This window comes from Corallococcus sp. 4LFB (assembly GCF_046520365.1).
Lineage (GTDB): Bacteria > Myxococcota > Myxococcia > Myxococcales > Myxococcaceae > Corallococcus > Corallococcus caeni.
Genome location: NZ_JBKGHJ010000346.1, coordinates 1 through 9,558 on the forward strand (window position 1 = coordinate 1; position 9,558 = coordinate 9,558).

Annotated in this window: 12 protein-coding genes; 7 read left to right on the top strand and 5 right to left on the bottom strand. The window is 69.5% G+C overall.

From position 1 onward, the window contains the following. Nucleotides 1-976, top strand: a 976-nt coding sequence (locus tag ACLEQD_RS29555; RefSeq protein WP_410388620.1) for a PLP-dependent aminotransferase family protein, incomplete at its 5' end; no start/stop codon positions are given. A 21-nt stretch (nt 977-997) separates the two neighbouring features. Further along, nucleotides 998-1,789 (top strand): DUF4328 domain-containing protein, encoded by a 792-nt coding sequence (locus tag ACLEQD_RS29560; protein WP_410388622.1) that lies wholly within the window; start codon nt 998-1,000, stop codon nt 1,787-1,789. Nucleotides 1,790-1,843: 54 nt separating this feature from the next. On the opposite strand, the gene ACLEQD_RS29565 is transcribed toward ACLEQD_RS29560, so the two are convergent. Genes ACLEQD_RS29565 through ACLEQD_RS29575 form a run of 3 tightly spaced genes read right to left on the bottom strand, consistent with a single transcriptional unit; the run spans nt 1,844 to nt 3,449 of the window. Next, nucleotides 1,844-2,389: a zinc-binding dehydrogenase gene (locus ACLEQD_RS29565; RefSeq protein ID WP_410388624.1), complete on the bottom strand. Its 546-nt coding sequence runs from the start codon at nt 2,387-2,389 to the stop codon at nt 1,844-1,846. Then, nucleotides 2,302-2,859 carry a hypothetical protein gene (locus ACLEQD_RS29570; RefSeq protein WP_410388626.1) on the bottom strand — a complete coding sequence of 186 codons (558 nt, stop codon included), beginning with the start codon at nt 2,857-2,859 and terminating at the stop codon, nt 2,302-2,304. Before ACLEQD_RS29570 ends, ACLEQD_RS29565 begins: the two co-directional genes overlap by 88 nt. Then, nucleotides 2,856-3,449, bottom strand: coding sequence for a DUF2239 family protein (locus tag ACLEQD_RS29575; RefSeq protein ID WP_410388628.1), 594 nt, complete (start codon nt 3,447-3,449; stop codon nt 2,856-2,858). Before ACLEQD_RS29575 ends, ACLEQD_RS29570 begins: the two co-directional genes overlap by 4 nt. Before the next feature lie 106 nt (nt 3,450-3,555). On the opposite strand from ACLEQD_RS29575, the gene ACLEQD_RS29580 reads away from it, so the two are divergent. The 4 genes from ACLEQD_RS29580 to ACLEQD_RS29595 all read left to right on the top strand — a co-directional run bounded on the left by ACLEQD_RS29580 (nt 3,556) and on the right by ACLEQD_RS29595 (nt 6,246). Then, complete coding sequence (locus tag ACLEQD_RS29580) at nt 3,556-4,065, top strand: hypothetical protein (protein ID WP_410388630.1); 510 nt, start codon at nt 3,556-3,558, stop codon at nt 4,063-4,065. A gap of 571 nt (nt 4,066-4,636) precedes the next feature. Further along, the gene (locus ACLEQD_RS29585; RefSeq protein WP_410388642.1) at nt 4,637-5,062 is read left to right on the top strand and encodes a hypothetical protein; all 426 of its coding nucleotides are present in this window, start codon (nt 4,637-4,639) and stop codon (nt 5,060-5,062) included. 183 nt (nt 5,063-5,245) lie between these two features. After that, nucleotides 5,246-6,001, top strand: a complete 756-nt coding sequence (locus ACLEQD_RS29590) for a polysaccharide lyase (protein ID WP_410388632.1) — start codon at nt 5,246-5,248, stop codon at nt 5,999-6,001. 29 nt (nt 6,002-6,030) lie between these two features. After that, the gene (locus ACLEQD_RS29595; protein WP_410388634.1) at nt 6,031-6,246 is read left to right on the top strand and encodes a hypothetical protein; all 216 of its coding nucleotides are present in this window, start codon (nt 6,031-6,033) and stop codon (nt 6,244-6,246) included. Nucleotides 6,247-6,472: 226 nt separating this feature from the next. On the opposite strand, the gene ACLEQD_RS29600 is transcribed toward ACLEQD_RS29595, so the two are convergent. Beyond that, nucleotides 6,473-8,152 carry a right-handed parallel beta-helix repeat-containing protein gene (locus ACLEQD_RS29600; RefSeq protein WP_410388636.1) on the bottom strand — a complete coding sequence of 560 codons (1,680 nt, stop codon included), beginning with the start codon at nt 8,150-8,152 and terminating at the stop codon, nt 6,473-6,475. 403 nt (nt 8,153-8,555) lie between these two features. Between ACLEQD_RS29600 and ACLEQD_RS29605 the strand changes: the two genes are divergently transcribed. Next, a complete protein-coding gene (locus ACLEQD_RS29605) occupies nt 8,556-9,032 on the top strand; it encodes a hypothetical protein (RefSeq protein WP_410388638.1) in 477 nt (158 codons plus the stop codon). Here the strand turns inward: ACLEQD_RS29605 and ACLEQD_RS29610 are convergent. Beyond that, on the bottom strand, nt 9,021-9,371 hold the full coding sequence (locus tag ACLEQD_RS29610) for a hypothetical protein (RefSeq protein WP_410388640.1): 351 nt from the start codon (nt 9,369-9,371) through the stop codon (nt 9,021-9,023). The two genes, ACLEQD_RS29605 and ACLEQD_RS29610, sit on opposite strands and share 12 nt — an antisense overlap. Nucleotides 9,372-9,558: the final 187 nt, after the last annotated feature.

Sequence of the window (9,558 nt, forward strand, 5' to 3'; positions counted from 1 at the left end):
CCGGGGGCTGCGGGAGGCGGTGGCGCGGCACGTGGGCCTCGCGCGGGGCGTGCGCGCGGACGCGGAGGACGTGCTCGTCACCAATGGCGCGCAGCAGGCGTTGGACCTGGTGGGCCGGGTGCTCATCGAGCCGGGGGACTGCGTCGCCATGGAGGAGCCGGGCTATCCACCCGCGCGGCAGGTGTTCCAGTCGCTGGGGGCGCGCGTCGTGCCTGTTCCGGTGGATGCGGAGGGGCTGGACGTGGCGGCGCTGCCGGAGGCCGCCCGGCTCGTCTACGTCACGCCGTCGCACCAGTTCCCGCTGGGCATGCCCATGTCGCCCGCGCGCAGGGTGGCGCTGCTGGAGTGGGCGAAGCGGCGGGACGTGGTGGTGATTGAAGACGACTACGACAGCGAGTTCCGCTTCGGCGGCCGGCCCCTGGAGACGTTGCATGGGATGGACCGCTCCGGACGGGTGCTCTACGTGGGGTCGTTCTCGAAGGTGATGGTCCCCATGCTGCGGATGGGTTTCCTCGTCGCGCCGCCGTCGCTCCAGCGGGAGCTGCGGTGGGCCCGGCGCGTGATGGATTGGCACAGCCCGGTGCCGGAGCAGGCGGCGCTCGCGCGGTTCATCGACAGCGGGCTGCTGGCGCGGCACATCCGCAAGATGCGGCGGGAGTACGAGGCGCGGCACGAGCGCGTCGCGGAAGGACTGTCACGCCATTGCGGCGACTGGCTCCAGGTGGTGCCCTCCGTGGCGGGCCTGCACCTGAGCGCCACCTTCCGGCGGGGCGGCCTGGCCCTGGAGCGGGAGACGGTGGCGCGGGCCCGGGCAGCGGGGGTCGGGCTCATCACCCTGTCGCGCTACTTCGCGGGGCCGCGAGCGCGGGCGGGGCTGGTGTTGGGGTATGGCGGCATTCCGGCCGCGCGCGTCCCGGAGGGGCTCCGGCGGCTGGGGGCCAGTCTTGCTCCGGTGGAGGGATTGACGAAGGATTGAAGGCAGGTCCTAATCCCTCTCATGCTCAACGCCGCCGAGGGGGACGTCGCGTCGCAGCCCATGTGTCCGCAGCATCCCGAGCGGGAGGCGGTGCGCACCTGTGAGCGCTGTGGGAGGTATGCCTGCGCAGCGTGCGAGGGTGACGAAGGCCGATGCCGCGAGTGCGCGCGGCTCTCCGCGCTGGAGGTGCCGGACTCTCGAGCGCGGGCGCGCCGGGCCACGGTCACGCAGTACGTCTCCGGCGGCACGTCGCTGCTGGGCCTGCTCTTCAACCTCCTGCTGTACCCGGAGCTCAAGGGGGAGCCCCAGGAGGTGGCCGCGAGCGGCGTGGTGCTCCTGGGCTTCATCGTCAGCATCACCGCGCAGGTCTGCCTGCTGATGTGGGTCCACCGCGTGGTCCGTCAGCTCGCGGCCCTGGGCGCGGACCTCGGGATGACCCCCGCCCGTGCGGTCTGGATGTGGCTGATCCCCGTCATCAACTGGTGGAAGCCGTACCACGTGATGAGGGACATCGCGGAGCGGCTGGGGGGAGTGCCCTTCGTCGCAGCGCTCCCGCTGCAGTTGTGGTGGGGGGTGAACGTCGTGGGGCGCATCCTGGAGAGGGCGGAAGGCAAGCTGCTGGATGGCAAGCTTGGAGGGGTCGACAGCACCACCACCGAAGTGGTGTCACTCCTGTCCTCGGTCTGCTCCGTGGCCGTGGCATTCCTCTGCGTGCAGCTCATCAAGGAGCTCCAGACGCGGCTGAATCAGCGCCGCGAGGGGCTGTTCGAGCCTGAGGCCCCGGTCGTCCAGGACGAGGCCGCGGCGGCGTGAGGCAGGCGCCGCCTGGGGACTCCTTGGACAGACGCGTCGCGTGGCACGCTATCGCTACGACGGAAGCGCGGCGACGCGGACCAGCTGCTTGCCCAGGTTCCGGCCCTCGAAGAGACCGCGCAGGGCGGACGGTGCCTGCTCCAGTCCTTCCGCGAGGGTCTCCGCCAGGACGAGCTCACCCCGTGCGGCCCAGGTGGACAGCTCGCGGAAGGCTTCAGGGAAGCGCGGGACGTGGTCCAGGAAGATGAAGCCCTCCATGCGCGCCCGCTTGAAGGCCAGCTGCATGTAATTGCGCGGCGTGGTGCCGTAGTCGTGGTCCTTGTAGCCGGAGGAGACGGCGCCGCAGAGCACCACGCGGGCGCGCACGGCGAGGTTGTCCAGCGCCGCCTCCAGCACCGGCCCGCCCACGTTGTCGAAGAAGACCTCCACGCCCTTCGGGGCCAGCGTCTGGAGGCGCGTCCGGACGTCCTCGGACTTGTAGTCGATGCACGCGTCGAACCGGGCGACGCGGGTCACCCAGTCGGCCTTCCGAGGACCGCCCGCGATGCCGATGACACGGCAGCCCCGGAGCCGCGCCACCTGTCCCGCGATGGAGCCCACGCTGCCCGCCGCGCCGGAGACCAGGACGGTTTCACCAGGGCCGCGCGGCCCACGTCGGTCATGCCAATCCAGGCGGTCAGCCCGCTGGCGCCGTAGAGATTCAGCATGGCCCTGGGGTCGATGCCGTCCGGCACCTTGTTGAAGCCGAAGAGGCCCGCGTCACCCGCCAGCGCGTACTCCTGCCAGCCCGTCATGCCCGTCACCCAGTCCCCCACGGCCAACCGTTCGGAGCGGGACTCGATGACCTGCCCAACACCCACGCCGCGCATGACCTCGCCAGGCTCGACGGGGGGGATGTAGGTCGCGTGGGGATTGAGCCAGGTGCGTTGGGTGGGTTCGATGGAGAGCCAGACGACGCGCACCAGCGCTTCGCCAGGGCCCGGGGTCGGCACCGGCGCCTGACGCCATTCGAAGCACGCCTCGGAGACCTCATCGTGGGGACGCGACTTCAGCACCCACTGGTGATTCATGGCGTCTCCTTGGAGAACGCCGGGGCCGCGAGCCTGCGCGCGCAGTCGCGGATGTCGTCCGGCCAGCTTCGGGTCCACTTGTTGAAGCGGGTGCGGTCGCCCGCGTAGAGCGCGCGAGCGGCCTCCTCGTAGCCCGGCGCGTTGCCGGCCATCGTGGTCATGAAGCGATCCGTGGCGGCCTGGGCGCGGCGCACGCGGTCGGCGTCGCCGCTGCTCGCGCGAGCGGCCTCCACCAGCTTGCGCAGGGCCACGGACGCGCCGCCGGGTTGCTCGGACAGCCACTCCCAGTGGCGCGGCAGCAGCGTCACCTCGCGGGCCACCACGCCCAGCTTCGGGCGGCCGGGGCCTCGGGGCTCGGAGGACTCGACGGCCGGGTCTGGCGCGGGCTGGAGGCGGGCGAGCACCTCCTCCAGCGTGCCGCGCAGGTGGAAGTCCACCGTCCGGCCCGTGGCGTCGTCGAACAGGAGCAGGGACTCGGATTCACCCGCGTCGAGCGCGCCCCTGGCGGCGGTGACGACCTCCGCGGGCGTTCCGGAGGCGAGCAGGCGCTGGCCGGCGAAGGCGGTCCAGGTGACGGAAGGGGAGGGCATGACGGGGATATTACCCGGGTATAAATGGGCGTCAATTGTATCCGGGCAATATTGGCCGTTGGTGGCGCATTGACCGGAGAGGCTTCAGCGTGGGAGGAGCCGAGGCATGAAGGACGCGAACAGGATCCCCGTCATCGTGGGCGTGGGGCAGGTCAACGACCGTCCGGAGGATCCGCTGCGGGGCCTGGACTCGCTGGGCTTGATGGAGGCCGCGCTCCGGGTGGCGGACACGGACGCGGGCGGGGGCTGGCTCTCCCGGCTGGATTCGCTGGCGGTGGTGGACCAGCTCTCCTTCCGGCAGATGGGGCCGTTGCCGCTCCCGCTGGCGGAGCGGCTGGGCGCCCGGCCGCGCTTCCGCGAGCAGACGGCGGAGGCCAATGGAGACAGCCCGGTGCGGCTGCTCCATGAAGCCGCCAACCGGATTGCTTCAGGTGCGGCGGAGGTCGCGGCGGTCGTGGGCGGCGAGGCGCTGCGCACGGCGGCCCGGCGCGCGGCCCTGGCGGCGGGGACACCCCGCCGCTCACAACGCCGCGAGCAGCATCGGCGTCCAGGCGCACGCGGCCTACCGGCGGCGCTACGGCCTCAATTCGCCGGTCGACGTCTATCCCCTCTATGAGAACGCCGGCCGCGCCGCGTATGGCCAGACGCTGGCGGAGGCGCAGCGGGAGAGCGGCGAAATCTGGTCGCGGTTCTCGCAGGTCGCGGCGGGCAACCCGGGCGCGTGGATCCGCGAGCCCTTGTCCGTGGAAGAGATTGTCACGCCCTCGCCGTCCAACCGGCCCATCGCGTTTCCGTATTGCAAGCGGATGGTGGCGAACAGCGCCGTCAATCAAGGCGCGGGGTTCCTCGTCACCAGCCTGGCGAAGGCCCTGGCGCACGGCGTGCCGGAGGACCGGCTCGTGTACGTGGGGCGGGGCGTGGCCGCGCACGAACCGGAGGACTTCCTGGCGAGGGATGGCTACGCGCGCTCGCCGAGCATGGCCGTCTCCCTGCGACGCACGCTGGAGCTGAACGGGCTGACCGTCGATTCGCTCGACTTCGTGGAGCTCTACAGCTGCTTCCCCTGCGTGCCGAAGATGGCGCGCCGGGTGCTGGGCTGGCCGCTGGAGAAGCCTGCCACCGTGTTCGGCGGCCTCACGTTCGGCGGAGGCCCCATCGCCAACTACATGAGCCACGCGGTGGTCAGCATGGTGCAGCGGCTGCGCGAGCAGGGGCGTCACGGCCTGCTCTTCGGCAACGGCGGCTTCGCGACGCACAATCACAGCCTCGTGCTCACGCGTGAGCCGCCGCCCGCCGGAACGCTCCCCCAGTCCTTCGAGTCTCAGGCGGAAGCGGACGCCGCGCGCGGCCCCGTCCCTCCGTTCGTGGAGGACTTCACGGGCCCCGGCCACATCGAGACGTACACGGTGCTGTACGAACGGGACGGCAGCGCCAGGTTCGGCGTCATCGTCGGGCGCGGCGCGTCCGGTGAGCGCTTCCTCGCGAAGGTGCCGGCGCAGGACGCCGCGGGCATCGACTTCCTGTGCGACGGGAAGGAGGAGCCTGTCGGCAGTGAAGGGCACGCCGTCGCCGGTCCCGGTGGGGACATCCTCTGGCACCGGGCTGACTCCTGACGCTGTCGTCTGGCCCACTTCCTCCTGGGGGTGCCGCTGTGCGGGCGGACGCCGGACGGCTGGCCCTGCCGCGCACCCAGGAGGGGCGCCTGCTGGGGCGTTCGGCTGACGCGCGCGAGCCGGCGGGAAGTACGGGCGGGTCTCCTTTGTCTGTCCTCTTCAACCCCCGGACAAAGGCTCAAGATGCTTCGACTCCTGAAACTCGCACCCCTGGCGCTCCTGGTCCCCTTCGTTGCCCAGGCCTCCGTTGTCTGGAAGGGAGACTTCGAGACCGGCGACCTGACTCAGTACAGCGAGACCTGGGCTGTTGCTCCGGACCGCATGCAGGTGCAGGGCGACCTTGTACGGGATGGCAACAAAGCGCTGAAGGTGACCGTCCAGCCGGGAGACAAACCCATCAATGCCAGCGGCAATCGCAACGAGCTGGTCCAAGGCACCTATGAGCCGGACGGCTCCGAGTTCTACTACAAGTGGAGCACCCTGTTTCCCCAGGACTTCCCCAGCTCACCGCGGTGGCAGGTGTTCACGCAATGGCACCATGACGGCTGCTGTGGCTCCCCGCCGCTCGAGTTCTTCGTCACCAACGACACGATGAACATGCGCGTCGGAGGAAGCTCGGGCGAGGTGCTGTGGCAGGAGCCGGTGCACCGGGATCAGTGGAACGACTTCGTGATGCACGTGAAGTGGTCGTCCGACCCGAATGTCGGCTTCATCGAGCTGTACTACAACGGCCAGCTGGTGGTGCCGATGCGCAACATCGCCACGCGCTTCCCAGACACGGGGGGCTACCTCCAGCTCGGCTACTACCGGGATGCGACCATCCCGCAGACGGCCTCCATCTACCATGATGGCTTCACCATGGCGACGACGCCGGAAGAGGTGATGCCCGCGGCCGCTACGGCTCCCCAGGCCGCCGTGTCAGCTCCCCCTGGGGCTTGAAATCGGTCCATATCCACAATCAGTCCCTCGTGCCCACGACCCAGCCGTCCGCGAACCTCGCGGTGTGCAAGGCAGGGTGCCCGGCGACGAATGAGGTGGAGCTGGTGGGCTTCCTCACGTCGGCGGGCCGGCTTGAAATCACGCAGGGCACGACGACCTACGGCGCGGACAAGACGGCGGGCGGGGTGCAGGCCATCCGGACGGCGTTGGCGGTGGGCACGCCGACCTTCCGGCTGAAGCGCTGACCCGGTGGTTTCAGAGCCCGAAGCGCATGGCTTCGGGCTCTGGACTTCACGGACGTCGGTCCCGCTTCCGGCGGCCAGTTGGGCCCGAGCCCAAGGCCGAACGACCACGATGCGCTACCCGCCACGCCATCCGCCGAACCGCTGTATCCCTCCTGCCTCGCCGGGGGACGTCTCCTGGCTGGGGACATGGCCGACTGGGCTGCCTGCGCGAGTTACTCCTGAAGGGCTAGGTGCACGTCTCCTTGAAGCCAATGTCCGGAGGGGCCTGGGTGCCGGCACACGGCTGCGGTTGACCGGTGTCGTCGAGGGCGGCATTGCGCGCCGGCGACGTGCTCAGCGTGTAGTAGTCGTTGGCCTGGGGGTAGGTGACGAACTGCGGGCTCTGCTCGCTGCTGCCCACCGTGTCCTGCCCGCTCTCCGCCTTCCACGCCGCGAAGCTCTTCGAAGCGTGGTTGATGTCGAACACCGCCGCCCCCGCATCGCGGTGATAGAGATTGTACTTGCTGGAGAAGCCGGGGCCGTACGCGCTCCTCCACTTGATGGCCCAGAGCGAGACGTCGTTGAAGATGTTGTTCCAGACATGCACGTTGGAGCTGGCATTCACGAGGCTGCCCGTCCATGCGGCGAAGCCCACGTAGATGCCGCCGCCGGGCATGTTGTCGAAGGTGTTGTGATAGATGTCCACGTTGTTCACCTTCGACATCAGGATGCCGTAGCCCTTGGGGTCGGACTGGGTGCTTGGCTGCGCCGGGTCGATGGTGAAATCGAAGAAGAGATTCCGGCGAAGCACGACGTTCTGGATGTCGTGGCCGGTCCCATACGCCCCGATGTTCACGCCGTGGCTGTTGTTCCAGAAGCGGGTCTTCTCGACCAGGATGTTGCGCGCCTTGAAGTGGATGACCATCGCGCCACCCGGGGCCTGCGCGTAGAACTTGCTGCCATCCACGCCGTCGGTCCCGGCGACCGTCACCCGGTTGCAGCTCTTGATGTCGACGGCCTGCTCCTTGTTGTCGTGGAGTCGGTGGTCCTCGATCCAGACATCCTCCGCGTCCCCCAACGTGGCGTCGCTCTCCGAACCCATGCACTGCACCCCGTCGCCGCTGTTGTTCCACGCCTCATTCTGCTGGAGGACAATGCGCTTGGAGCCCGGGCCCACCCTGAACCCGTGGAGGTCGCAGTTGCTCGTGCAGCCCGTCGCGAGGTTGTCGTAGGCCTTGGACTTGCGAACCAGCTGATTGGAGCCAGCGATGCTGATGGCATGCTCCGCGGGAGCGCCATGGGCACCGTGGCAGTGCACTTCGATGAGCGCATTGTCCGAGCCAGACATCCTCACGCAGCTGTTATGCGTGGAATCCACCTTGTTGAAGAGGAAGCCCTTCACGATCCAGTAGCTGGAGAGGAACTTCACCTGGGGTTGCTGCACGCCGATCACGTCCCGCCACTCGGGGAGGTCGGTGTGGGTGCCGTACGGCACGCCGACGAGCATGAAGCGCGCGGTGGCGGAGCCCGCACGCGACAGCAGCACGTGCTCCCGGTACGGCACGCCGCTGTTCTGCACATGGATGACGGAGCCGGCCGGCACCGCGCCGACCGCCTTCTTGATGGTCCGCCAGGGCAGGCTCTCGGTGGGCGTCACGCGGGAGTCGTCGCCGGTGACGTTGTTCACCCAATGCGTGGCGGGCGGCGTGACCGCGGGGACCCAGGAGAAGCCAGGCTTCACCGCCGGGTCCGCCCCCGCGGAGGTCACCAGCGCCGCCGACTGCTGGGACAGCAGCCGCCCCTCTGCGTCCTGCGGCTCCGCCTCCGGCCCCGCACAGCCTGCGGCGACTCCCATCGAAAGCAACGTGAGGATGAAGGTGCACGACGTGCGCAACAGGCCTGCACCGGATGACTTGACCCGCATCATGGAGACTCACTCCTGGACTTTGGGGATGGTTCGAATCCAGGAGCGCACGCTTTCGGGGCGTCCAGGCGCAGGACTGCGCCCGCCCAGGGACGACCGGGGACTGGCTGACGAAACCTCCGGCGAACGCGTTCGTCAGCCGACCCTCGGGATGCCGAGGACGATGCCCATCTGGGAAAAGTTCAATGGTTCCACGGGTCGGCCCTAGCCACGCGCCTGATGGGAGCGCCGGGCCTGAGCTTCGGCGGCGGTACCCTGGCCGGAGACTTGCTGAAGAAGGCGCCGGCTCCTGCGCCAGTGCAGCGCAAGGCCCCTTGAAGCGAGCCACCGGCCCGTCAGGTTGTCATCCTGGCCGGCCCGGGGGTGTGCCAATCCGGCACGGGCTTTCGTGGGAAGGAGATCGCGGGTGTTCACCGTCTTCGACTTGTTTCGGCTGCTGTCGGTCCTGGCGGGCGCGGGGGTGGGCGCATTCGTGGGGCACGGCCTCCTGGGATGGATGGGAGGCGCCGGGGGCGTGCTGGTGGGATGGGGGGTGGGGTACTGCGTCGGTGGACTGCCGTCCTTCTTCGTCGCGAGGTTCCTGGACAACGACCTGCGTCGAGCGGCCCCGGCGTCGCTGAGACAGCGCCTGGTGGCGGAGTACTACATCTCCCATCTGATTCTGGCGGAGCTGGCACGGCGCGGTGAGGACCTGGCGAGGTACGAGGAGCCCATCCTCCAGTTGCTGCGGTCCGAGTCAGGGGACCCGCGGCGGCATGGGTGGGCGAGCCTCTGGCTCTTCTACCCCACTCGGGCGGAAGCGCTGGCGGGCTACAACCCCGAGGCTTCGGCCGAGGAGTGTCGACGACAGGTGGAGGAGGTCCTCGCCCGGTCAGCGGGTTGAGCAGGTGGCCGGAGCGGAAGCCTGGGGCCCACAGCCCAGCCACTCGAAGAACGCGGCATGGGCGGTGACTGCTTCGGCCGGGATGTTTCCGACGGAGCGCTGGAGGCAGTAATAGGACTTGAGCTGCTGATCCGCGGCCTTCGTCCGTGGGCCCAGGAGCACTTCGAGCGGCTTCACCTTCAGGGTCTCCAGCTCCTCCTTCCGCAGCGGCCGTACGCCCTGGACTCCGTGAGACGTGAGCCGGGTATCCAGGCGGGTGAGCTCCAGCCTCTGGCCCTGCGCCGCCCAGGTGATCCTGGCCCAGGTGGGGCCGACGAACTCCCCGTCCCGCAGGCGCATGCCCCGCGGAATCCCGACCCCGTACGTGTCGACATCCGTCGCTGATGCGTGTTCGAGCCCGAGTGGATGCGCGCCACGCTCCCGGCGCTGGCGTGGCAGAGCGTCAAGCCCCGCCGCGCGCGGAAGGAGCCGCTACAGCGCGGGCACCGGCCAGTCCCGGGGGTAGACGAGGTAGGCGGTGCCTCCG

Coding starts and splice junctions, on each gene's coding strand:
- ACLEQD_RS29560 (WP_410388622.1), top strand. CDS start 998: ATGCTCAACGCCGCCGAGGGGGACGTCGCGTCGCAGCCCATGTGTCCG.
- ACLEQD_RS29570 (WP_410388626.1), bottom strand. CDS start 2,859: ATGAATCACCAGTGGGTGCTGAAGTCGCGTCCCCACGATGAGGTCTCC.
- ACLEQD_RS29575 (WP_410388628.1), bottom strand. CDS start 3,449: ATGCCCTCCCCTTCCGTCACCTGGACCGCCTTCGCCGGCCAGCGCCTG.
- ACLEQD_RS29580 (WP_410388630.1), top strand. CDS start 3,556: ATGAAGGACGCGAACAGGATCCCCGTCATCGTGGGCGTGGGGCAGGTC.
- ACLEQD_RS29585 (WP_410388642.1), top strand. CDS start 4,637: ATGGTGCAGCGGCTGCGCGAGCAGGGGCGTCACGGCCTGCTCTTCGGC.
- ACLEQD_RS29590 (WP_410388632.1), top strand. CDS start 5,246: ATGCTTCGACTCCTGAAACTCGCACCCCTGGCGCTCCTGGTCCCCTTC.
- ACLEQD_RS29600 (WP_410388636.1), bottom strand. CDS start 8,152: ATGATGCGGGTCAAGTCATCCGGTGCAGGCCTGTTGCGCACGTCGTGC.
- ACLEQD_RS29610 (WP_410388640.1), bottom strand. CDS start 9,371: ATGCGCCTGCGGGACGGGGAGTTCGTCGGCCCCACCTGGGCCAGGATC.